The organism is Vibrio sp. NC2 (genome assembly GCF_025195005.1).
GTDB lineage: Bacteria > Pseudomonadota > Gammaproteobacteria > Enterobacterales > Vibrionaceae > Vibrio > Vibrio splendidus.
Map to the genome: position 1 here is coordinate 143,768 of NZ_JANVFC010000007.1, position 23,032 is coordinate 166,799.

The following is a 23,032-nucleotide window of genomic DNA, read 5'->3' on the forward strand; positions in this document are numbered from 1 at the left end:
GTTGATTTACTTAGGAATTGTAACGCGTTTGTAATCACTTTATAAGCACTTGGTTTCAATTAACATATTGATACACTTTGGCTAGTTATAATTGATATTCCTCGGACAATGGTGACGAGTGTGTTACGTAAATTTTATGCTGTTCAAATACTAATAAGTGACGGTATAACCATGCGTAAAAAGTTGATCCTTACGGCTCTTGCAAGCTCTCTTATTCTTGCTGGGTGTGGGCAAGATGCTCAAAATGCCAAGCAAGCGCCTCTACCTCTCGTAGCTGTACAGGATGTTAGCGTTGTTTCTCACCAGCAAAGTAAGTCGTACATCGGTCGTATTGAAGCCGTTGAAGACACGGCTATCACCGCGCAGGTTTCAGGCTATCTACAAAGCCGTCATTTCAATGAAGGTCAAATGGTCGAAAAGGGCCAATTGCTTTACTCAATCGAGCCATCTTCGTTTGAAGCTGAAGTCGCAAGTGCAAAAGCCTCTGTTGCTCAAGCGAATGCGAACCTTAAAAAAGCCGAACTTGATTTTAACCGTGGTAAGAATCTACTTCCTAAAGGCAGTATTTCTCAATCGGAATTCGATGCATTGACGGCAAACTTATTAGGTTCACAAGCGCAACTTGAAGCTAGCCATGCTCAGTTAAACGCAGCCAATGTTCAGCTTTCTCATACCCAAATTACCGCGCCTTTTTCTGGAAGAATCAGCGACACCAAAGTGAGTACTGGTGATCTGGTTTCGCCGTCTTCAGGTGTATTAACTACCTTGGTTAGCCTAGACCCAATTCATGCGTCGTTCAGCATCAGTGAGCGTGAGCGTATTGAGTTAGGGATGGATCGCATTGAAGGCGACGGCAGCAGCGACTCTGCGGGTGTTGAAGTTCAGATCATACTTGAGAATGGTGAAGCGTTTGAACACCTAGGTCAGCTTGATTTCTTGGGCAATCGTATCAACCTCAATACAGGCACAATCGCGATGCGTGCGATTGCCGATAACCCGAATCAGCAACTACTTCCGGGTCAACATGTGCGCGTTGATCTGCGTGAAAAACAATCTATTGATGTTGTGACTATTCCGCGACGTGCAGTGCAGACCGACCTAGAAGGTGACTTTGTAATGGTACTGGTTGAAGGCGAAGCTGCACCAGTCGCTGAGCGTAGAAATATTGAGATGGGTCGACAAGTTGAAGGTGGGGTGATTGTTCAATCTGGATTAGAGAAAGACGATGCGGTGATCACTCAAGGCCTACAGCGTGTACGTAATGGTATGTCCGTTCGTATTCAAGCTTCTGCTGAACAAGCTGAGTAAGGGGACTATTTATGTTAAGTCGTTTCTTTATTCAAAGGCCTAAGTTTGCCCTTGTCATATCCATAATATTAACGCTGGCGGGTGCGATCTCTCTCGCTATCTTACCAGTGGCTGAATATCCCAAAATTAGCCCACCATCGGTCAGTGTATCGGCATTCTACACGGGTGCCAGTGCTGAAGTGGTGGAACAGGCGATAGCCGACCCTATAGAGACGTCGGTGAATGGCGTAGAAGATATGATCTATATGTCTTCTAAAAGTGCTAACGACGGTTCATACAATCTTAATGTGACCTTTGATGTCGGTACTGATGCTGATATGGCTCAGGTCAACGTTCAGAACCGAGTAGCCCAAATCGAATCGAAGCTTCCACAAGAAGTTAGAATGGTTGGCGTAACGGTTAAGAAACGTTCACCTGACCTTTTGATGGTATTGAACTTCTACTCTCCAAACGGTGAGTATGATGACCAGTTCCTGATCAACTACGTAAACTTAAACATTAAAGACCAACTGGCACGTGTGTCGGGTATTAGTGAAGTAAACGTGTTGGGCGGCGGTGAGTACTCGATGCGTGTTTGGTTAGACCCTGAGAAAATGGCTAACCTGAACTTAACAACATCCGATGTGTATGGCGCATTGGCTGAACAAAATGTTCAAGTCGCTGCCGGTCGTATTGGTGCCGCACCATACGCCAATCCACAAGAAGTACAGTTCAACTTGGTGACAAAAGGCCGCTTAGAAACGGCTGATGAGTTTGAAAATGTTGTGCTTCGCGCAAATCAAGATGGTTCAACCGTTTACTTAAAAGACATTGCACGCGTTGAGTTAGGTAAAAAATTCTACGATGGCAATGGTAAATACCGAGGACAAGACGCTTCAATCGTAACGCTGTCACTTCAGTCAGACGCAAACGCGTTGGAAAGTGGCAAAGCGGTCATGGCGATGCTCGACAATCTAAGCACTAACTTCCCTGAAGGTGTGGCTTACGAAGCGAGTTATGACACCACAGTCTTTGTTGCAGAGTCGATTAAGGGCGTAGTGAAAACGCTGATCGAAGCTATCTTGCTGGTTATCGCGGTGACGTACCTGTTCTTGGGTAGTGCGCGTGCAACCTTGATTCCTGTGGTTGCGATTCCGGTGTCGTTGATTGGTACATTTGCCGTCATGCAGATGACAGGATTTACCATCAACACGGTAACCCTGTTTGGTTTGATATTGGCGATTGGTATTGTGGTAGATGATGCGATCTTGGTTATCGAAAACGTCGATACCACGATGGCCAAAGACCCAACGATTTCTCCACGTAAAGCAACGCTTATCGCGATGAAAGAAGTAACGGGTCCTATCGTTACATCAACGCTGGTACTTCTCGCCGTGTTTATCCCTGTAGCGATGCTGCCGGGTATTACTGGCATCATGTATCGTCAGTTTGCTCTGACTATTTGTATCGCGGTTGTTATCTCTTCTATTAATGCTCTAACGCTGTCACCAGCATTGTGTTCACTGGTTCTAAAGCAGGGCGGTGGCAACACAGCACGTTGGTACCAAGCGTTTAACCGTGGTCTTGAATCCGTAACCAACAAATACGGTCAAATTGCAGGCTTCCTTGTGAAAAAGGGTGTACTACTGTTTACCTTCTTTGTTGTGGCACTAGCGGCGGTAACTTACTTCGCGAAAACAACGTCAACCGCGTTTGTACCTCAAGAAGATAAAGGTATTTTGCTGGTTAACGTGCAGCTTCCTGACGCGGCATCACTGTCTCGTACTGAAGATGTGACTGAGCAGTTGCTAGAGATGGTTGAGCAAGAGCCGGGTGTTGATGGTGTGACACTGGTAAACGGCTACGCATTCATGACAGGCGCTTCTGCTTCGAATGGCGCGTCGCTATTTATCAAACTGCATGATTGGGATATGCGTAACGCACTGGATGGTCAACATTCCGCACAAGCTATCTCACAACGTATTAATGGTCGAGCGGCCACTGAACTGCCTCAAGCTATTGTGTTTGCAATGGGACCTCCAGCAGTTCCGGGTATGGGTGCTGCTTCTGGTTTCGAATTTGTTCTAGAAGATACATTAGGTCGTAGTCGTACTGATCTGGCGATGGTAATGAATGACGTGATTGCTGAGGCGAACAAACAGCCTGAGATTTCACATACGTTCAGTACTTTCCGTGCCAACGTTCCTCACTACTATGTCGATATCGACCGTGAGAAAGCGCAGCAACTTGGTATTCCGTTGTCGGAAATCTTCCAAACACTACAAGGTAACCTAGGTTCTCTGTACGTGAACGATTTCACCATGTTTGGTAAGAACTTCCGCGTGACCATGCAAGCTGATAGTGAACACCGTAGCAGCATGGATGATCTCCAACGATTCCACGTGCGCTCGTCTAATGGCGAGATGATCCCGCTCAGTACATTGGTGACTTACGACCAGATATTCGAACCAGATGTCGCATGGCGTTACAACATGTACCGCAGTGCCGTGATTCAAGGCCAACCAGCGCCGGGTTACTCAAGTGGTGATGCGATTGCTGCAATGGAACGTGTAGCCGCTGAAGTTTTACCTCAGGGTTATCAGTACGAATGGACAGGCATGGCTTACCAAGAAGTCTTGGCAGGCAACCAAGCGATCTTTGCTTTTGCACTGGCTCTGATCTTCATCTACCTGTTTATGGTGGCTCAATACGAGAGTTGGACAATACCGATAGCGATTATCTTAGTGGTACCGGTTGCAACCTTAGGCTCCTTCTTAGCGTTGAATCTAACAGGCACACCGTTGAACCTCTATGCGCAAATTGGTTTGGTTCTCTTGATAGCCTTGGCCGCGAAGAACGCAATCTTGATTGTAGAGTTCGCAAAAGTGGAGCGTGAAGAGAAAGACGCATCAATTGAAGATGCGGCAGTGAAGGGCGGTACGCTGCGTTTCCGTGCTGTGAACATGACCTCTTGGTCGTTCATCTTAGGTATTTTCCCGCTTATATTCGCAGCGGGCGCAGGTCACGTGAGCCAGAACTCGTTGGGTATTTCACTGATCGGCGGTCTGCTATGTGTGTTGTTAGCGGGTACGTTCCTAATCCCAGGCTTCTATGCATTCGTGCAACGTAAGCGTGAGAAGGCACACGGTGGCACGACTAAGTTGATTCCACTTGATGACGAATAGGAGACTTAACTCCGGTCAGATTAACGCTTTGCAAGGCTAATCCCTTGCAAGATTAAATCCTTGTAAAAACTAAGGCTTAGCATTACGCTAAGCCTTTTTTATTCCGCTTGTGAATAAAAACGCTATTTATATAATCAAATGTTCGTTTTGTGATGGAGCTAACACTCTAATTTAGGTTTTGTAATAAAATGATGTTTTATTATTAAGTGTTTGTTTAATATAGAAATAACAGTGTTCAGCTAACGAGTGTATGCTCGAAAACATTTGCACAATAGTGTGAAGTGTTTCAAAATTACCTAGTTATATTGAAATTTTTTGTGCATTGAGGTTCTTATGAAAGTCATTGATTTATTTAAACACCGAGGCGATAGCGTGTCTTCGCAACACTCAGAGTTTATGCAATGGATGTCTCCAGCTCTTAGAGATTACTGGGGTGACTTTCTGAATCGTACGCAAAATAGCCATTTCTTTGCTTGGGTTCGTGATCACCACAAACCTGCTGTAAATGAAGATGCACCAGAGATGCCAATAGAACAGCCGCTCGTATTAACGCGAGAAGCACAGCTTGTGTTTGATGAGCTTAATCAGCAGATCGGTGAAGTTATTCATACTGGCGACTGGATCAATGTTAGTCAAGACCGTATTAACCAGTTCGGCCTTGTTACTGAAGATATGCAATGGATCCATACTGAACCTTCTAAGGCTGAAACAGATTCTCCGTTCAAAACAACCATCGCACATGGTTTTTTGACTTTGTCTCTGCTTCCTAGACTGACTGACAGTGTTGATCCTGATAAGTCTCAATTCCCAACAGCGAAGATGGTTGTAAACATTGGTCTTAACCAAGTTCGTTTCCCATATCCTGTAAAATCGGGCAGTAACGTTCGTGCTAAAAGTACGCTAACAAAAGTAACGCCAATTAAGAAAGGCCTAGAGATTGAACGCGAAATTCGCGTAGAAATCGAAGGTATTCGTCGTCCTGGCGCTGTGATCGTTTCAGTGATCCAGCTTCACTTCTAGAGCTTTTTTATAAGTGGAACTGCTTTTAAGCGAAGATTATAGATTCAAAAAAAGAGAGAGCTTAAGGCTCTCTCTTTTTTTGTTTGTGTCGTATCAAATCGACATCTCTAGCGTTGGTAACAACATCACGAAAAGCCTTTGCTGACTTAATGTGTATGTCGCTATTTAGTACGTGTGTAACTACTTAATGCGTGTTTTGCTAATTAATACGCGGTTAGTTAGTTTAGACGCAGTAAGCTACTTAATACGCGTGTAGCCGTACTCTTCGATAAGATCTTGCCCTTGCTTTGACTTCACGAACTTGATGAAATCTTTGCTCTCGTCAGAAACTGATTCAGTTTTGTGTAGCAACAAGAATGGGCGAGCCAATTCATAGCTGTGGTTAGCAATGTTCTTAGATGTTGGCTCTACGCCTTCAAATGTAATGGCTTTAATCGAACGGTCGATCGAACCTACAGAGATAAATCCAATCGCGTGTGGGTTATGGTTAACAATCGTTTTAACCATGCTGTTGCTGTTTACAACCAAGTTATTTGGGTTGATGTCAGAAACCAGACGGTCATTAATGATTTTCGTTAAACCAAGCAAGCTTTCGAAGCTATAGCGTGAACCAGAAGACGCTTCGCGAGTTACAACTGCGATAGGCTGATCCGCACCACCCACGGCTTTCCAGTTCGTAATTTTGCCTTTGTAGATATCGAATAGCTGCTCACGTGTAACGTTGCTTACAGCGTTTGAGCGGTTAGTTACGACAGCTAGGCCGTCAAAGGCAATTGGAAACACCTTCAATTTTTCGTCCTGTTCGCGGTCGGTTAAATAACGCGAGCTCATACCGATATCAGAGACACCTTTGTTAACCATGGTAATACCCGCTGTAGAACCGATGCCCTGAACCGCAATATAGTTATCAGGGTGAGTCTTGTTGTACTCCTCAGCTAATACATCCATCACTCGTGATACTGAAGTGGAGCCCGAAATAGTGGTTTCTTGTGCTAAAGCAGCTTGAGAAGACAGGGCTAAGGATAAAAGAGAGGCAAGCGCGACTCGTAACATAAACAACTCCTAGTTAATAACATTTGTTGGCTATGATAGGTCGGTTATATGACACTTTTGTGAAATTCTATACGGATACGTTATAGCAGTTAATCTGGTGAGTGAAAGACAGTCTGGCTGCCAAAATGGCACTGGTTAATGAAATTTAGACGGCTTTACCCTTTTAGAATGTGTTTACTGAAGAAGGATTCGTTTCTGGGAGCAGGGCGGGTATTTTGTTTGCACTTGTTCGCTAAAATGATCGTTGAGTCCTAAGCTAAGTAGAGGAATTCACTACTTAGAAGTTTCTATGAAGTTACAAGGGGTGTTATGTCCGTTATTCATATAGAACTGAATCGTCTTTTAATTGGAGCTGAGAGGCTCTGTACTTCACGAAATCGTAGTTTACCTGTAGAGCTAGGCAAATCCCTTTATGAAGAGTGTGAGGGTGGTGTGCTGTTTTCTCAGGCGCATTATCTACTCGACTCATCTCATAGTGATTATACCAACGAGATCGCCTGCGTTACCTTTGATGAGTCGTTATCTTGCTGGGTGGTGATGGTGCCACTTGAAGATAATGCGGAAACCGACTCTGTCAATTGGGGACCTTACCCTTACCTTCCTCAATCCAAGGATCTTGATGCTATTTTGGCTGAAATAGAAAAAGACCCTAAATCTTACTTCTGGTCGTGACAATTTTACTTAGGCGTTCGCTGGTGGTTTGATACCAAAAACGAACGACCTTCGTAAATTCCAATCAACACATTTCAGATTTATACTTTTACCTGTCCCTGCACTTTCTAAGACTGTTCAACCAATAAGACAGTACAGCCAATAAGATTATGCAGCTAATAAGACTGTGCAACCAAAGAGCGGAAGTCTTTTGGAGTCTTGCCATGATAGGTTTTAAAGGCTGTACTGAAGTGTGCCGCGCTTTTAAATCCAGATTCATAAGCGATTTGAGTAATAGATTTATTCGATGTTCTGAGCTGTGTCGCTGCGTGGGCGATTCGCTTTATCTTTAATAGATTTGAAAATGAAAGGTCTTCAGCCGATAAACGGCGCTTAAGTGTGGCTGGTGACATCCCCATATAGCTGGCTAGGGTATCGAGTGAGATATTATTTTCAATGTTCTGTTCAATGTAATGAATGACCTTTTGCGTCACGGTTAACCTTGACGCTCGGGCAATAATAACTAACAGAGCAGGGTGCTGCTCGACCATTAGAGAGAGCAAACCTAAACCTAATTGAGTGAGTGCGTAGTCATTCTGAGTCGATGAATGAACGAGCGACATGATGAGTTCTTTCAATTGGCAGATTTCGGTATCAGTTTGATTAAACTTAATGTATTTATCTGGGACTCGAGTGGGTTCTAGGTCGCTAAACTGATTAATGAATTTCTGAAAAATAGCTAAATCAAAATCTATACAGGTTGCGCTGAATTCGCCATTCTCAGTGTCAACGGTGATGTCTTTAATCTGACCAGAATTGTAAAGAGTAAAATCTCCGGTTTGCAATGAGGCTTCAGTCCCATCAGGTAGCACGAAAGAAATACTGCCTTTAGAAACGATGAAAATACCGTTTTTAGAGGCGGGGTAACGTTCCCGTTTCCTGGGAATGAAATTTCTGAATTGAGTAACTGTGATTGATGACATAGTGCGCTTCTTTGACGTTGTAAACTGATTGCTTATTGATTATTTTTTTAAGTATTGTTTAAGCATGAGACATTTACAAAAAAGGCGCTAATAATTAGCGCCTTTAGAAGTGAACCTTTGAAGCTTTTGACCTTGAAAGCTCTAACCTTGCAAGCTTTGACCTTGAAAGCCGTAACCTTGAAAGCCGTAACCTTGAAAGCCGTAACCGTTAAAGTTCTTAAGCTTCGGTTTCGTTTGTCGTTTCAGGCTCGCTAGGCAAGTCCGCAAATACTTGAGTAGGTTTTGCTACTAAGTTACGGTTTTCCTGATTAACTTCGAAGAGAACTACTTCTAAAACGTCTCCCAGTTTGTATACCATTTCTTTATCGATAGATACAGTACCCATATCACCGTTGCACTCTATTCTCTCTTTATTATCAATAATGAGAGAGCCAGGGATAAATGCAGCTGCACCATTCTCAAGCAGACGCACACGCATACCAGCACGGTTAATGTCGAAGATCTCTGCTTGGAAGCGAGTCTCTTCTACAGGAGCGTTTGCTAGAGTACGAGCGTACAACCAATCGCCAACATTGCGCTCAGCCATACCGTGGTGACGGCGGTGCAGGGCAAGTTCATCACCAATAGTTTCGTCTGGTGTTTGAATTGGCGCTTTACCTAAGATGTGTGCTTTAAGCATACGGTGGTTAATCATGTCACCGTATTTACGAATTGGAGAAGTCCACGTCGCGTAAATGTCTAAACCCATCGCGTAATGTGGCGCAGGTTCATTGCTAATCTCGCTGTACGCTTGGAATTTACGAATACGGTTGTCGTAGTAGCTGTTGTCTAGAGAGCCTAACCAACGGCGCAGAGTTGCGAAGCCTTCTAGAGATACGATCTGCTCTTCTGTAAACGGTGTTTCTGCTTCTGGGTTAACCAGCTCCAGAACGTCTGTTAATTTCTCAGCTTTAAAACCAGAGTGACAGTTAAAGACACCTTGGTTAAAGCTTTCTTTTAGTACTCGGCCTGCACAGATGTTCGCGCTGATCATAGACTCTTCAACCAACTTGTTTGCAGTGCGACGCATGTCTGCGTGGATAGCGACAACATCGTTATCTTCGCTAAGCTCAAAGCGGTAGTCAGGGCGGTCTGGGAATACAACAGCGTTTGTTGAGCGCCATGCTGAACGTGCTTGTGCAAATTGGTGAAGGTCAGAAACAATCGCAGCGATCTCTTCTGATGGTTGCCATTTGTTTGATACACCGGTTTCTAGCCAGTCTGATACGTGGTCGTAAGCAAGACGAGCGTGAGATTTGATGTTCGCAGCGAAGAAGTTAATGTCATCACCGATAACACCCTCTTTAGATACTGTTACTGTGCAACAAAGTGCCGGGCGAACTTCGTTCTCTATTAGTGAACATAAGTTGTCAGCCAGATCACGAGGTAACATAGGAATGTTACGACCTGGAAGGTAAATAGTGAAACCGCGCTCACGAGCCACTTTATCCATCGCATCATCTGGAGAGATGTAAGCGGTAGGATCAGCAATCGCAATAGTTAGCTCAAAATCACCGTTCTCTTTCTTCTTAGCGTAAAGCGCATCGTCCATATCTTTTGTGCTTTCGCCATCGATAGTCACAAAAGGAACGTGAGTCATGTCGATACGTTCAAGATCAGCGTCGTCTTTGATCTGCCAGTCGTCAATGCCTTCAGGTTCGCTGTTTGGTAGGTCGTTTTGTGCAAGCGTTACCCACCAAGGTGCGATCTTGTCGTCAGCATCTGTGATTTTTTCAGAGATTTGAGCCAAGAATCCGTTGTCACCTTTTAACGGGTGTTGAATGATATGGGCAACAACCCAGTCGCCTTCTTTTAGCGTTTCAGGGTTTAGCCCCTTTTTTGCTTTCGCTTTAAGTTGCAGCTTTTTCAGTTGTGGGTGATCTGGAACAACGTTCAAACGACCTTTAAACAACTTCACTCGTGCAATAAAACGAGTAAGGCCTTGTTCAATCAATTCCTCAGGCTCTGCTACTTCGCGATCTTTCTCGGTGCGAATGATGGCAATTACCTTGTCACCGTGTACACATTTCTTCATGTATGGAGGTGGAATGAAGAAGCTGGTCTTGTTATCGACTTCGAGAAAACCAAACCCTTTTTCAGTGGCTTTGATTGTACCTTCCTTTTTAGGGAGGGTTTCTTGGATTTGCTGTTTGAGTTGAGCGAGTAGAGGATTATCTTGAAACATTTTGACTTTTATCTATCGAGGACAATTGAGCACACTATAATCATTGCGAGGCTTGATTACTACTTAAAGGCGAAGTGAGCGTTAATTAATTGCCCTCTTATTTAACTAGGTCAATTTGCTAGAAGATGGGTGCTGTGACGAGATATTCATCAAGTTTTGACGATATGATAACCAGTATTGATGTAAAAGCGAAAAATATGTGATGTATTTCAATTTTTTCTGGATTTTTTTATGCATTTAGGGAATAATCCGCCTCCCTTAGACGTCCCTAATGGCTTGAAGTGTTTTATTACTGCTTCGTAACTCTGAATGGAATCAGTATCTGATTGGATCAGTATTGGAATTGATAGAGCTCCCGGGACCTTTTGTTTACTTATATATAGTGGGATCCCAATGTCCGAATCTGTAATTCAATTTAATGAATTAGCCCTTAACGATAACATTCTTTCAGCTCTTGATAGCATGGGTTTCGTTTCTCCGACTCCAATCCAAGCAGCAGCTATTCCTCTTCTTCTTGAAGGCCGTGACGCACTAGGTAAAGCACAGACTGGTACTGGTAAAACAGCAGCATTCTCTCTGCCTTTACTTAACAAAATCAACCTGAACCAACACAAACCACAAGCAATCATCATGGCTCCTACTCGTGAGCTAGCGATTCAAGTTGCTGCGGAAATCAAAAACTTAGGTCGTGACATCAACGGTCTTAAAGTTCTTGAAATCTACGGTGGTGCTTCAATTGTTGACCAAATGCGTGCTCTAAGCCGCGGTGCTCACATTGTTGTTGGTACTCCAGGTCGTGTTAAAGACTTACTAACTCGTGACCGTCTACACCTAGATGAAGCACATACATTTGTTCTTGATGAAGCAGATGAAATGCTAAAAATGGGTTTCGTAGATGACGTTACTTGGATCCTTGAGCAAGCTCCAGAATCTGCACAACGTGTACTTTTCTCTGCAACTATGCCTCCAATGGTTAAGACTATTGTTGACCGTTACCTACGTAACCCTGCACGAGTTGACGTTGCTGGTACTAACCACACGGTTGATAAAGTAGCGCAGAATTACTGGGTTGTTAAAGGCGTAGAGAAAGACGAAGCAATGTCTCGTCTTCTTGAAACTGAAGAAACTGACGCGTCAATCGTATTCGTACGTACTCGTCAAGACACTGAGCGTCTAGCTGATTGGCTATCTGCACGTGGCTTCAAAGCTGCTGCATTGCACGGTGATATTCCTCAGTCTCTACGTGAGCGCACTGTTGATCACATCAAACAAGGTGTTATCGATATCCTAGTTGCAACTGACGTTGTAGCACGTGGTCTTGATGTTCCACGTATCACTCACGTATTTAACTACGACATCCCATTCGATGTTGAATCTTACATCCACCGTATTGGTCGTACAGGCCGTGCTGGACGTAAAGGTAAAGCGATCCTACTAGTTCGTACTAACCAAATCCGTATGCTTCGCACAATCGAGCGTGTAACTAAGTCTCAAATGGAAGAAATCCAACTTCCACAACGTGACGAAGTTGCTGCTGCACGTGTTGCTAAGCTTGGTGCTGAGCTTGAAACTGAGAAAGAGAGCAAAGCTCTAGAAAACTTCGCAGGTTTAATCTCGACACTACAAGAATCTCTAGAAGTTGATGCTGCTACTCTAGCTGCAATGCTTCTTAAGCGTCAGCAAGGTAAGAGCCCACTATTCTACGTTGGCGAAGACCCAATGATCGCTGCTATTGAGCGTGATAAGAACCGTCGTAAAGATCGTCGTGAAGATCGTGACAATGGCCGTGACGGTGGTGGTCGTAACTTCAATACGCAAGACTGGGATACTTACCAACTACAAGTTGGCCGTGAGCAAGGTGTTCAGGTTAAAGATATCGTTGGCGCACTAGCAAACGAACTTGGCCTAACTAAAGGTTCTATCGGTGCTATCAAGCTAGACCAAGGTTCTACTTACGTTCAGCTTCCAAAAGCAATGAACTCTGAAACTACTGGTAAGTTAAGCAAACTTCGCATTCGTCAAAAAGAAGCTGGCGCTGTAGTTGTTGATTTCAACGACTTCCGTGAGCCTCGTCGTGGCGGCGGCGGTCGTGATGGCAACCGTGGCGGTCGTGATGGCGGTCGTGGCGGTCGTGATGGCGGCGGCTATCGTGGTAACCGTGAAGGCGGTAATCGCGAAGGTGGTAACCGTGAAGGTGGCAATGGCGGTCGTGGTGGCTACCGTGGCAACCGTGATGGTAGCCCAGCTGGCGGTCGTGATGGTAACTCTGCTGGTGGTCGTGATGGCGAACGTCGCTTTGACCGTAACCGTGGTGGTGATCACCGTGGTAACCACCGTGGCGAACGTGGCCATGGCAGCGCAGCAGCAGGCAATGGCGGCAACCGCGGTCGTCGTCCAGAGCGCAGCGAAGGTTAATCAACCTTTAGCTTAAGCTGAAGCTTACAAGCCAAGTGCTTAAAGACGAATAGCTTAAACAGTGAATTTAAAAGCCGAGCATAATGCTCGGCTTTTTTGTGCCTGCTATTTTATTCTTCACGCCTGTAGCACGTTCTAAGCCCCGTTTAAGATAGTGCCTCGTATCACATGGCACTCACACTCACATGTGCTTAAAGCGTTGTTTAGGGTATTTAGTCAGGGGATATGGGAGTCGTTCGCTGTCTAGCAAAAGAAATGCACAGCTATAATGAAAAATGAAAATGGATTTTGAGGTAAGAGCTGTTCAACCTTTCGAACCAAATAAGTGATCTATTTATAGTGCTGAGGCGAAGTTAAACGCCTTAAAGTCTATTAGCGGGTATTGGCAACCAACAGCTCTATATTTAAGTGTCGTGCTGTATTTTTTAAGTCGCAGCGTAGAACGCTAGCTTGTTTTTTGGCTTTATGGGCTCAATTTATGAATTGGTCTCTTGGATCAGATTTCAATCCGAGATGACTTTGCTCTGAATGTGGTTTGTATGAACCTATCAGTTTCATAAGTGCATTTACTTTATCTAATTCAACTATTTTTTAATTTTCGTTCTCGAAAGAAATGAATTGATGACTAAGATCAACTTATTTGTGTTCATTTGGTGGTTTTTGCAAAACAAAAGTTGAAAGATTCAAAAATTATTGAATAATAGACTTAACTAAAATTGAAGCGCAAACTTCACTAAATTCGTACTGAAACAGGATCCATATCCAATGTCTAATTCGTTTGTTCTGGTTATTAACTCGGGTAGTTCTTCCCTTAAATTTGCTGTCATCGATTCTGTTTCTGGTGACGCAGTATTAAGTGGCTTAGGGGAGTGTTTTGGTCTTGAAGATGCTCGCATGAGCTGGAAGCATCAAGGTCAGAAAACAGAAATTGCTATTCAAGGCGAGGGTAACCACCACAAAATTGCCATTGGCAAATTGGTTGGTCTGATGGAAGACTTAGGCTTCACGGCGGATATCGTGGCAATCGGTCACCGTATCGTTCACGGCGGTGAGAAGTTCACTCAAACCGTTCGTATTACTGAAGAAGTAACGAGTGAGATTGAAAGCCTATCTGACTTAGCTCCACTTCATAACCCAGCAGGTGCTATCGGTATCCGTGCTGCGATTGAAGCTTTCCCTTCTCTACCTCAGTTCGCTGTGTTTGATACTGCTTTCCACCAAACAATGCCACAACGTGCATTTACAGGTGCAATCGCAAAAGAGCTATACACAGACTTTGGCGTTCGTCGTTACGGTTTCCACGGTACGAGCCACTACTTCGTTAGCCGTGAAGCTGCGAAAATGGTCAACAAGCCAGTAGAAGAATCGAGCTTCATCTCTGTTCACTTAGGTAACGGTGCTTCTGTATGTGCTATCAAAGACGGTAACAGTGTTGATACTTCAATGGGCTTTACACCGCTTTCTGGTCTTATGATGGGCACACGTTGTGGTGACTTAGACCCAGGTATCATCGAATACCTACTTAAGAAAGGTTGGTCACAAGAGCAAGTATTTAACTCTCTAAACAAGGAGTCTGGCTTCCTTGGCGTGTCTGGTCTTACGAGCGATGCTCGTGGCATCTTAGAAGCAATGGAAGAGGGCCATGAAGGCGCTAAGCTTGCGTTTGAGGTGTTTACTTACCGCGTAGCCAAATACGTTGCTTCTTACCTTGCAACGCTAGATTCTTTAGACGGCATCATCTTCACAGGTGGTATCGGTGAGAACTCTCTACCAATTCGTCGTGAGATCTTAAACAACCTTAAGATTCTTGGTTTTGTTGAAGATGTAGCAGGCAATGAAGCCGCTCGTTTTGGCGCTGAAGGCATCATCGCTAAATCAGAAATGCTAGACGCTGTAGCAATGGTTATCCCAACTAACGAAGAGTTCGTTATTGCTCAACAGTCGGTAGAACTTCTGTAATCGAAGCTAAAGTCTAAGCAAGACAAATATTGAAAAGCGAGCCCAAGTGGCTCGCTTTTTTGTGTCTAGTAAAGATGCGTCTGAACGCTTTAACAGGGGGCCAAATTAACTATGCCATTATAGTCCACATGGCCATCGTCAAACGCTTTTAGAACAGAATTTCAATTACAACTCACTTGGTACTCAGGAAGAGTTAAGGTTATTTAACCTCTGAGCGGTAGTTTGGATCTGTCCAGCATCGAGGTAACTCTTCACCTGACATAAAAACCAGTTCGGACTTTTTAAACATCTCAGGGTCTTGCTGTTCTTCGCCAGCTTGAAACCGACCTTCGATACTGTCCTGAAATAAGTTGGTTAATTTGGTCATTTCAGTTACATCTACGAGGTCACCGCTCTTTTTCTCTTTTAGAAACATTTTTTTACCCTCAGTCTATTCGATCACCCCTAATTATAATTGTTATTTGGAAAATGAGAGTCTTTTCAATTCCGCCACTCCTTGACTAAGCAGACCTCAGAGCTACGCTTATGATCATCGACAGCTCAATCGATCAACAAACTCATCCTCAACAAATAAATGGAGTCGCGATGTCATCTGCCCACATTGCAAACAATCTCAGTGAACTCATCGGCGATACCGATCTTGTTAGAATCAACAGCCTTTCAGAGATATCAGGTTGTGAGATTCTTATTAAGTGCGAACACCAGAACCCCGGTGGCTCGATTAAAGATAGAGCGGCACTTCAGTTGGTTATGGATGCAGTAGAAGCCGGTAAGCTTAAGCCGGGAATGACAATCGTTGAAGGTACCGCAGGAAATACGGGGATCGGCCTTGCTCTGGTGGCTAAATCCTTTGGTTACAAAATGTTGGTGGTGATGCCAAAAGGGCAGGCACAAGAGAAAGAGCGCATGATCTCGCTTTATAACGCTGAACTGTTATTGGTCGACCCTTGTCCTTTTGCAAACCCTGAACATTTTTACCACACGGCTAAGCGGATTGGTGTCGAAAATGAGAATTATTGGTGGGCAGATCAGTTTGAAAATCTCAGTAATTATCGAGCGCACTATTTAAATACTGGACCTGAGATCTGGCAGCAAACACAGGGGAATATTGATGCTCTGGTTTCAGTGGTGGGGACTGGTGGAACCATTGCCGGAAACTCACACTATCTATCTGAGCAGCAACCCAATCTCGAAACTTGGTTGGTTGACCCAAATGGGTCTGGCATTTATTCGTTTCTCCGTAATGGACAGTATCAATCCACAGGAAGCTCGTTCACGGAGGGCATAGGGATCATGCGAACGGTTGAAAACTTCAGGCAGGCAAAAATCAATCGTGCAATCACGTTGCCCGATCAGGATTTGGTGACGATATCCCGCCTTGTTGCGGAACATGACGGTATTCTTCTAGGAAGCAGTTCGTCGTTGAACGTAGCAGGTGCGCTATACGCTGCGGCTAGAATGGGGAAAGGGAAAACCATCGTTACATTTAGCTGTGACCTTGCTGAGCGTTCGTATTCGAAGCTGCACAACGAAGCGTTTCTGAAAGAAAAAGAGATACAGCTTAATAAAGAAAACCTTTCTCAACTATGGGCTCGTTATCAAGCAGAAGATGGCAGCATGGTCGTCAACGTATAGTCGTTCTCAGTGAATACTAGCCAGTGGGATGCCTGCTCTTTCGTTAGCGATGGACATCCGTTAGCGCTAAACATCCGGTTATAGCCGTTATCACCAAATCCGGCACTATTGCTTATTATTAGGGTAGTGAATCACATTATGAAATACGGCATTGTCTACACCGATATTTTTGTAGCCATGGTTTTGGTTAGCATTGAAGCGAACGGCTTGCCCTGCTCGTAACGTATGCCACTCACCATCAAACATCACTTCCATCTCTCCCGAAATGCATAAGATGTGCTCAGTGACACCTGCGTTATGTGGGGCAGATTCATGCTGGTAATCGGGTGCTAGGGTGAGTTCGAATATTTCAAATCCTAGTGCTTCCTCAAAAGGAAACAACAAACTGACGAAAAAGCCAATGTTGTATTCCTCGTGTCTTAGTTCGTTTGCGTCTCTGAATAAACTCGTCAGTTCACTGTTTGGGCTAGCCGCGATAAAGCTCGAAAGTGACACCTCGAACCCAGAAGCTATCTGCCAGAGCTTAGCGACTGTCGGGCTGGATTCTCCACGTTCAATTTGTCCTAGCATTGCTTTACTCACGCCAGTTTCTTTCGCTGTTTTGTCTAAGCTCCAGCCTTTTTCTTGGCGAAGGCGTTTCAAGTTAACGCCAACTTTAATTTCTGGTTGCATATTTTCTCTACAATTTTTTTATAAATAAGTTGTGCGTTATAGCGCACAGTGCTAGGTTTGGTCTATGGACGTTATAACGCACACAGAAAGAGATTAACATGACTAAGCTAAAATTTTCTCACGTCAGTACCGGCTTTATCGCGGTTTTCATTGGTTATGCGAGCGCCGCGGCGATTATTTTCCAAGCGGCAATGAGTGCTGGAGCAACTGAAGAACAAGTGGCGTCATGGTTTTGGGCGTTGGGAATTGGCATGGGGATGACCACAATACTGCTCTCGTTTCATTACAAGAAGCCTGTGGTTACAGCGTGGTCGACGCCTGGAGCAGCGTTGTTAATCACATCTCTTGAAGGGCTGACAATGAATCAGGCAGTAGCCGTGTTTTTGTTCAGTTCGATGTTGATCACGTTAGTTGGATTGGCGGGGATATTTGAGAAAGTCCTAAAACAGATCCCAACATCGATTGCCTCAGCGATGCTCGCGGGGATTCTATTGCAATTCGGTTTGGGTTTGTTCACGTCGCTAATGGAAGAGGCACAAGTCGTAACGGTCATGCTCGCCGTATTTATTCTGGCGAAAGCGCGGTTAGGAAATTTACTGATCCCAAGCATTTTCATCATCGCATTGGTCATGTGTGTGGGGTTTGGCAAACTCGATGTTAGTCAGGTGACTATGGGATTAACGACCCCAGTGTTCATCACGCCCGATTTTGAGTTCTTTTCGTTGTTCAGTGTGGGAATTCCATTATTTATAGTGACGATGGCTTCACAGAACTTACCGGGATTTGCGGTTCTAAAAGCGAACGGATACCAAGTCGATTCATCGAAGATCATTACCACCACCGGGGTGACAGGTTTGATCTTCGCACCGTTTGGTGGTTTTGCGTATAACCTTGCAGCGATTACGGGCGCTATTTGCATGGGCCCGAATGCGGATAGTAATCCAAAGACACGTTATATGGCGGGGATCTGTATGGGCGGGTTTTACTTGTTAGCTGGTGTGATGGGGATGTCATTTGTGTCGCTGTTTAGCGCCGTACCCTCTGAGATTGTCATTGCGGTTGCTGGCTTAGCGGTGATGCCGACATTGATGAATTGCCTTGCGGTATCAATGGCAGACAGTCATTACCGAGAACCCGCACTGCTTACTTTCTTATTCACTGCTTCTGGGACCAATTTACTGGGAATCGGTAGCGCATTTTGGGGTCTGTGCATCGGGTTGTTTTGTTGCTGGTTACACAATTACAAAGCTAAGTCGCGTGGAGCAAACAAGACTTCGCAAACTTCGTCGTAATGAGATGATGTCCCTAGTGAACGAGGCCTTAAATTTATCAGTAGTCATCATGGTGCTTTGTGCTTGGTAAAAATACTCAGCCCGAACCAGCCTTAGGTTGTGATTGAGATAGTATTTTGCTACAAAACGCGCATAATCTCGCTATACAACATTTAAAGAAGAAATTACTTATGACTACCTTTCAATACTATTTTCATCAACTGCCTTGCTTCGACTGTAAAAAAACGACGGTAAGTACTGATCTTGGTTGGTTAACGCCTGCGATGAAAGAGGATGCTATAGCTCAACTGACAGCGACGCTTGCGCAAGGTGAGATTACACCTGATCTTTCAGCAAACGTGGTATGTACTAAAGAGGAAGCTCGTGAGTACCTATTGCTTAACTTCTTCGGTTATTCAGAAGAAGAGCTAGCAAGCGAAATTGAAGCGGATGATGAGAAAGAAGTCGCGGATGAAATCGCAGAGCTACTGGAAGAAGGCGAAGACACCATCACCTTCGAACATGAAATTGCTCTTCAGTGCTGTGCAGGTTGTGACGTTGTTGAAGACGAGTCAAACTAAACTCTTGTATTAAGGTTATTAAACCAAGTACTTGTAATAAAGTCAGTAGGTTCATCATGCAGCTATGATGTTCTGATGATGAAAGGCGTTAGCGAATTGAAGTTCGCCAACGCCTTTTTTGTCTCTCTGTTTCTTATCTTTAAGCTGCATTAGATCCTATGATGTTTTGCTTTCTATAATGCCTTGTTCGCTCAGTTGCGAAAGGATCTCTGCGGTCTTCTCTCTGAATAAATCTCTCAGTAGACGCACAGTAGGGGTGATGGATTGACGACTTGGACACACTAACCACAACTCTGTAGGTGTTGGTTTAAATTCAGGCATGACTTTAACCACTTCGCCTGAAAGCAGATGAGGAGACATGTCTAGACAAGATTTTATTGCCACTCCTTTACCCGCGATACACCAACGTCTTACAAGGTCAGCGTCGTTCGAAGCGCGGTTCCCTTTTAGTTTCACTTTATGATCTTGAGTGCCATCGTTGAATATCCACTCGTCTTGCAATATGTCATGAAGTTGGTAGAGCAAACCATTGTGTTGAGTCAAGTCACTCGGGTGTTTTGGTGTCCCCATTTCAGCCAAGTATTCAGGGGCCGCACACAATATTCTGGGTACATCGCAGATTTTAAAGCCATACATGTTGGCATCAGTCGGGGAGCCATAACGCAACGCCATATCAACAGAATCACGGTAAAAATCGATATTGCTATCGCTGATGCTAGTACGTAGTGCGGCGTTAGGATATTCCAATAAAAACTCATCAAGCCAAGGTGTGATTAGGTTTCGCCCTAGATCAGAAGAAAGCGCGATGCGAATTTCACCGTCAACAATACCAAGCTCTTCTCTCATGTTGAGTTTCGCTTGCTCCAACATTTTTAAGGCTTGTTCACACTCAGGTAAATAGCGTTCGCCTGCTGAAGAGAGCCTTAGGTGGCGCGTGGTTCTTACAAATAATTCCGCCCCCAGTGCAGCTTCAACACGTTTGACGGCAGCACTTGCTGTGGCAGTACGCATATCGAGGTTGGTGGCTGCAGCGGTGATACTGCGAAACTCCGCCACTTTCAAAATGACCTGTAAGTCTTCAAGAAGCATATTATCTACCTGTATTGAATTATGTTCTAAACATGGCGTTGGGATATTTCCCCATCACAATCTGCAAATGGGTGATCTCTACTTACCGCTTCTAAGTTAGCTTCAAACATTTAATTGTCAAAATTAATTTGATAATAATTCAAATATGAGGCTGTTTTTCATTAGTGATTTTCTCACTATCATTTCCCCTATCGACAACGTAGCGCAGTACACACTGTATGAACGAAGCCTACGATCTAGGGGGACAAGATGACTAAGAAAATCATAATGGGTGTAACGGATTTGTCGTTCCACCGTACGACCGCATCATTGGTTGCCAATGTATTGAAAGCCATGGGCTTTGAGGTAGAGCGCATTTTCTCTCCACATCAGGAGAACTTTGAAAAGCTGAAAACAGGCCAAGTGGATTTGCTTTCTTCTGCGTGGTTGCCATCAAGTCACGGTATCTACAAAGCGGATGTTGAAGAAGTTGAGCCGCTTATCGAGCTTGGGCTTCATTATGAACCTTATGCCTTGTGGGGCGTACCAGACTATGTGCCTGAAGCGGCGGTTTCTGAAGTCTTTGATTTATTAAAAGCCGAAGTGGTCAAGAAAATGAACTCGACCATCCAAGGTATCAACCCCGGCGCTGGCATCACACGCTTCTCTATCCAGATGATGAAAGACTATGGCCTGAGCGATGCCGGCTACCAGTTCTTTCCTGGCAGTGAAGACGATTGTTTCAGTGCCTTTGAAAGTGCGGTCGCAAACAAAGAGTGGGTGGTAGTGCCACTGTGGAAACCTCAGTTTTTGCACTATCGTTACGATGTTCGTGAGCTCAAAGAGCCAAAAGGCTTACTCGGAATTGTTGATAGAGCAGTACTTCTTTTAAGAGATAACAAGAAGCACCTGTTCAGCGAACAACAGATTCAGAAGTTGGATTCCCTACGTTTCTCGAACGACATCATCGCAGAGCTGGATTACAAAGTTTGCCGTGAAGGTAAAACACAAGATCAAGTGACACATGATTGGTTGATTGAGAAAGGCCTGATTTAACCTCTAAGCCGTTGGCAATGCAGTTAGATGTCTGCATTACCCAGATAGCGGTAACACCACTATCAAAAATTATTTGAGAATCATTCAAATATTAGGCGGTTTATCTAGAATGAGAATTGACTAAGATTAACTCGTCTAATTCAAGGAGAAAGCACCATGTCAGTACCATCAAAAATGAAAGCTATCGGATTTACTCAATCACTTGCGATTACAGAGCAAGACAGTTTATTTGAGTTTGAAACGAGCCTGCCAGAACTAAAAAATAATGACTTGCTGGTAAAAGTGAGTGCGACTTCTATCAACCCTGCTGATGCAAAAATTCGTATTCGTAATGCCAAAGACAAAACTCTTGAGCAGCCAAAAGTGCTGGGCTATGACGCAGTCGGTGAAGTTGTTGGTAAAGGTGCTGACGTTGAAGGCTTCGAAGTCGGTGACCGTGTGTACTATGCGGGTGACGTAACACGTATGGGTGCTAACGCAGAATTCCAAGCTGTGGACTACCGTATTACCGCTAAAGCGCCGAAGAGCCTTTCTGATGAAGCTGCAGCCGTTATGCCACTAGCAACACTAACTGCATGGGAAGCGTTGTTTGACCGCCTGCGTGTTCGTCCTGAAGAGAAAAAGTCTATCCTGATCATTGGTGGAGCAGGCGGTGTAGGTTCAATTACGATTCAACTGGCTAAGCAGCTGACCAACTTAAATGTTATCGCAACAGCTTCAAGACCTGCAACGGAGCAGTGGGTAAGGGATATGGGGGCGGATCATGTGGTGAACCACCGTAACCTTGTCGAGTCTGTGCGAGAGCAAGGCATTCAACATGTCGACTACATTTTCAATGTTGCGGATACAAAAGGGCACTGGGATGCGATGGTTGAATTGATCGCACCGCAAGGCATGATCAGTTCGATTGTTGAATTTGACGGTGGCATTGACTTATCAGCGCTGCAAGGCAAATCAGCAGGCTTTGTTTGGGAGCTGATGTTCACGCGTTCATTGTTTAACACTGAAGATATCCAGAAGCAGCAAGACATCTTATTCCAAGCCGCGAATCTGATTGATGCGGGCCGTATTAAATCGACGCTGACCACGACCCTAAATGGCTTTAGTGTGGATACAATTAAAGATGCACACCAACGTATTGAAAGTAGTACCTCGATTGGTAAAACAGCTATCAAATACTAATTGCTGATGTTTTAATCCGCCGTTGTTTTGAATTGTTGACGGTTTAAATAGAAGAAGCCCCTGATATCTGATTGCTAGTCAAAAGGTATCAGGGGCTTTTGTTTGTTTTCAGTTTAGTCAGCTTCTGGTGATGTGATAGATTTCGATGTTTTGAAGTGAAGCTGTATTAGGTCTAGATCAAAAAACGAGGGCTGTTTGTCTGCAATCAAAAAGCCGATTTGTTTGATGTCCTGTGCCTTAAGTTCCGGCGCATCGCTCAGTAGCCGACCTCTGAACACCGCTTGAAAATCATCGAAGTGGAACGCCTTGTTAAACTGCTTTCCCTTAATGGTATCGAAATCGTGTTTGTATTGAACTCGATTGCCATCCTTCGATGTTGTGAACCTCAGTTGGTAGGTGCGACCATCACCAACGAATACTAGTTCTACGCTATCTATTTCATGGGTAGGTGATTCAATGGAGCGCTTTACAGAACTGAACCCCCCATTGTTTTCTAATGATAGCTCGCCCCTAAATCGACTCATATTATCAAGATAAATGAGCTCGCCTGTTGAGATGCCGCCCATTACATTGTCGTTGGTCACTGTCCAGTTTTGATGCTCACTAGCTTGTGTAAAGTCGATCATGTTTGTCCCTGTTGCATCTGCCTTAAGACTTAACGAATGTAGGCTGAGTAGAAGGAATAAAGGTGTGGTTAACCTAAGGGGTAACCGCGTTTTACATTTGGTTCCGTTCATCTTTTTCTCCACTGCTCCCCATAGGTTTTGCGTTGTTTACTGATAGCTATGGA

General features: G+C 44.4%; 18 protein-coding genes. 11 read left to right on the plus strand and 7 right to left on the minus strand.

Features of this window, described 5'->3' with window-relative positions; translation table 11 throughout:
• Positions 1–171: 171 nt before the first annotated feature.
• From NX845_RS11875 to NX845_RS11885, 3 genes are all read left to right on the plus strand, one after another.
• Positions 172–1,308, plus strand: coding sequence for an efflux RND transporter periplasmic adaptor subunit (locus NX845_RS11875; RefSeq protein WP_029405039.1), 1,137 nt, complete (start codon positions 172–174; stop codon positions 1,306–1,308).
• Between the two features lie 11 nt (positions 1,309–1,319).
• Positions 1,320–4,472 carry an efflux RND transporter permease subunit gene (locus NX845_RS11880; protein ID WP_004731746.1) on the plus strand — a complete coding sequence of 1,051 codons (3,153 nt, stop codon included), beginning with the start codon at positions 1,320–1,322 and terminating at the stop codon, positions 4,470–4,472.
• A gap of 333 nt (positions 4,473–4,805) precedes the next feature.
• On the plus strand, positions 4,806–5,492 hold the full coding sequence (locus NX845_RS11885) for a MaoC family dehydratase (protein ID WP_004731744.1): 687 nt from the start codon (positions 4,806–4,808) through the stop codon (positions 5,490–5,492).
• 237 nt (positions 5,493–5,729) lie between these two features.
• Here NX845_RS11885 and NX845_RS11890 read toward each other — a convergent pair whose 3' ends face one another.
• On the minus strand, positions 5,730–6,545 hold the full coding sequence (locus NX845_RS11890; protein WP_017087313.1) for a phosphate ABC transporter substrate-binding protein: 816 nt from the start codon (positions 6,543–6,545) through the stop codon (positions 5,730–5,732).
• Between the two features lie 309 nt (positions 6,546–6,854).
• Here NX845_RS11890 and NX845_RS11895 point away from each other — a divergent pair, with 309 nt between their 5' ends.
• The gene (locus NX845_RS11895) at positions 6,855–7,217 is read left to right on the plus strand and encodes a DUF3024 domain-containing protein (RefSeq protein ID WP_017077443.1); all 363 of its coding nucleotides are present in this window, start codon (positions 6,855–6,857) and stop codon (positions 7,215–7,217) included.
• A gap of 155 nt (positions 7,218–7,372) precedes the next feature.
• Here the strand turns inward: NX845_RS11895 and NX845_RS11900 are convergent, their stop codons facing one another.
• Together NX845_RS11900 and rnb are read right to left on the minus strand one after the other, a co-directional pair.
• Positions 7,373–8,179, minus strand: coding sequence for an AraC family transcriptional regulator (locus tag NX845_RS11900; RefSeq protein WP_102575072.1), 807 nt, complete (start codon positions 8,177–8,179; stop codon positions 7,373–7,375).
• A 217-nt stretch (positions 8,180–8,396) separates the two neighbouring features.
• Entirely contained in the window at positions 8,397–10,403 is a 2,007-nt protein-coding gene (gene rnb, locus NX845_RS11905) for an exoribonuclease II (RefSeq protein WP_102575073.1), read from the minus strand.
• 309 nt (positions 10,404–10,712) lie between these two features.
• Between rnb and NX845_RS11910 the strand changes: the two genes are divergently transcribed.
• Together NX845_RS11910 and NX845_RS11915 are read left to right on the plus strand one after the other, a co-directional pair.
• Complete coding sequence (locus tag NX845_RS11910) at positions 10,713–12,818, plus strand: DEAD/DEAH box helicase (protein WP_017077446.1); 2,106 nt, start codon at positions 10,713–10,715, stop codon at positions 12,816–12,818.
• A gap of 765 nt (positions 12,819–13,583) precedes the next feature.
• Positions 13,584–14,777, plus strand: a complete 1,194-nt coding sequence (locus NX845_RS11915; protein ID WP_017081950.1) for an acetate/propionate family kinase — start codon at positions 13,584–13,586, stop codon at positions 14,775–14,777.
• A gap of 199 nt (positions 14,778–14,976) precedes the next feature.
• Here NX845_RS11915 and NX845_RS11920 read toward each other — a convergent pair whose 3' ends face one another.
• Positions 14,977–15,192 carry a hypothetical protein gene (locus NX845_RS11920; protein WP_004731730.1) on the minus strand — a complete coding sequence of 72 codons (216 nt, stop codon included), beginning with the start codon at positions 15,190–15,192 and terminating at the stop codon, positions 14,977–14,979.
• Positions 15,193–15,362: 170 nt separating this feature from the next.
• Between NX845_RS11920 and NX845_RS11925 the strand changes: the two genes are divergently transcribed.
• The gene (locus tag NX845_RS11925; RefSeq protein ID WP_065681749.1) at positions 15,363–16,412 is read left to right on the plus strand and encodes a cysteine synthase A; all 1,050 of its coding nucleotides are present in this window, start codon (positions 15,363–15,365) and stop codon (positions 16,410–16,412) included.
• Between the two features lie 105 nt (positions 16,413–16,517).
• On the opposite strand, the gene NX845_RS11930 is transcribed toward NX845_RS11925, so the two are convergent.
• Entirely contained in the window at positions 16,518–17,084 is a 567-nt protein-coding gene (locus tag NX845_RS11930) for a helix-turn-helix domain-containing protein (protein WP_065681677.1), read from the minus strand.
• Positions 17,085–17,182: 98 nt separating this feature from the next.
• Here NX845_RS11930 and NX845_RS11935 point away from each other — a divergent pair, with 98 nt between their 5' ends.
• Together NX845_RS11935 and NX845_RS11940 are read left to right on the plus strand one after the other, a co-directional pair.
• The gene (locus NX845_RS11935) at positions 17,183–18,376 is read left to right on the plus strand and encodes a benzoate/H(+) symporter BenE family transporter (RefSeq protein WP_065681678.1); all 1,194 of its coding nucleotides are present in this window, start codon (positions 17,183–17,185) and stop codon (positions 18,374–18,376) included.
• Positions 18,377–18,546: 170 nt separating this feature from the next.
• Positions 18,547–18,936: a hypothetical protein gene (locus NX845_RS11940; RefSeq protein WP_004731720.1), complete on the plus strand. Its 390-nt coding sequence runs from the start codon at positions 18,547–18,549 to the stop codon at positions 18,934–18,936.
• 156 nt (positions 18,937–19,092) lie between these two features.
• On the opposite strand, the gene NX845_RS11945 is transcribed toward NX845_RS11940, so the two are convergent.
• Complete coding sequence (locus tag NX845_RS11945) at positions 19,093–20,025, minus strand: LysR family transcriptional regulator (RefSeq protein ID WP_065681679.1); 933 nt, start codon at positions 20,023–20,025, stop codon at positions 19,093–19,095.
• A 267-nt stretch (positions 20,026–20,292) separates the two neighbouring features.
• On the opposite strand from NX845_RS11945, the gene NX845_RS11950 reads away from it, so the two are divergent.
• On the plus strand, positions 20,293–21,060 hold the full coding sequence (locus NX845_RS11950) for a glycine betaine ABC transporter substrate-binding protein (RefSeq protein WP_065681680.1): 768 nt from the start codon (positions 20,293–20,295) through the stop codon (positions 21,058–21,060).
• A gap of 156 nt (positions 21,061–21,216) precedes the next feature.
• The gene (locus NX845_RS11955) at positions 21,217–22,242 is read left to right on the plus strand and encodes a zinc-binding alcohol dehydrogenase family protein (protein WP_065681681.1); all 1,026 of its coding nucleotides are present in this window, start codon (positions 21,217–21,219) and stop codon (positions 22,240–22,242) included.
• A 113-nt stretch (positions 22,243–22,355) separates the two neighbouring features.
• Here the strand turns inward: NX845_RS11955 and NX845_RS11960 are convergent, their stop codons facing one another.
• Positions 22,356–22,991, minus strand: coding sequence for a CIA30 family protein (locus NX845_RS11960; RefSeq protein ID WP_065681682.1), 636 nt, complete (start codon positions 22,989–22,991; stop codon positions 22,356–22,358).
• Positions 22,992–23,032: the final 41 nt, after the last annotated feature.

Excerpts from the sequence above, each read along its gene's own strand:
- NX845_RS11875 (WP_029405039.1), top strand. The coding sequence starts at position 172 with ATGCGTAAAAAGTTGATCCTTACGGCTCTTGCAAGCTCTCTTATTCTT.
- NX845_RS11880 (WP_004731746.1), top strand. The coding sequence starts at position 1,320 with ATGTTAAGTCGTTTCTTTATTCAAAGGCCTAAGTTTGCCCTTGTCATA.
- NX845_RS11885 (WP_004731744.1), top strand. The coding sequence starts at position 4,806 with ATGAAAGTCATTGATTTATTTAAACACCGAGGCGATAGCGTGTCTTCG.
- NX845_RS11890 (WP_017087313.1), bottom strand. The coding sequence starts at position 6,545 with ATGTTACGAGTCGCGCTTGCCTCTCTTTTATCCTTAGCCCTGTCTTCT.
- NX845_RS11895 (WP_017077443.1), top strand. The coding sequence starts at position 6,855 with ATGTCCGTTATTCATATAGAACTGAATCGTCTTTTAATTGGAGCTGAG.
- NX845_RS11900 (WP_102575072.1), bottom strand. The coding sequence starts at position 8,179 with ATGTCATCAATCACAGTTACTCAATTCAGAAATTTCATTCCCAGGAAA.
- rnb (WP_102575073.1), bottom strand. The coding sequence starts at position 10,403 with ATGTTTCAAGATAATCCTCTACTCGCTCAACTCAAACAGCAAATCCAA.
- NX845_RS11910 (WP_017077446.1), top strand. The coding sequence starts at position 10,713 with ATGGAATCAGTATCTGATTGGATCAGTATTGGAATTGATAGAGCTCCC.
- NX845_RS11915 (WP_017081950.1), top strand. The coding sequence starts at position 13,584 with ATGTCTAATTCGTTTGTTCTGGTTATTAACTCGGGTAGTTCTTCCCTT.
- NX845_RS11920 (WP_004731730.1), bottom strand. The coding sequence starts at position 15,192 with ATGTTTCTAAAAGAGAAAAAGAGCGGTGACCTCGTAGATGTAACTGAA.
- NX845_RS11925 (WP_065681749.1), top strand. The coding sequence starts at position 15,363 with ATGTCATCTGCCCACATTGCAAACAATCTCAGTGAACTCATCGGCGAT.
- NX845_RS11930 (WP_065681677.1), bottom strand. The coding sequence starts at position 17,084 with ATGCAACCAGAAATTAAAGTTGGCGTTAACTTGAAACGCCTTCGCCAA.
- NX845_RS11935 (WP_065681678.1), top strand. The coding sequence starts at position 17,183 with ATGACTAAGCTAAAATTTTCTCACGTCAGTACCGGCTTTATCGCGGTT.
- NX845_RS11940 (WP_004731720.1), top strand. The coding sequence starts at position 18,547 with ATGACTACCTTTCAATACTATTTTCATCAACTGCCTTGCTTCGACTGT.
- NX845_RS11945 (WP_065681679.1), bottom strand. The coding sequence starts at position 20,025 with ATGCTTCTTGAAGACTTACAGGTCATTTTGAAAGTGGCGGAGTTTCGC.
- NX845_RS11950 (WP_065681680.1), top strand. The coding sequence starts at position 20,293 with ATGGGTGTAACGGATTTGTCGTTCCACCGTACGACCGCATCATTGGTT.
- NX845_RS11955 (WP_065681681.1), top strand. The coding sequence starts at position 21,217 with ATGTCAGTACCATCAAAAATGAAAGCTATCGGATTTACTCAATCACTT.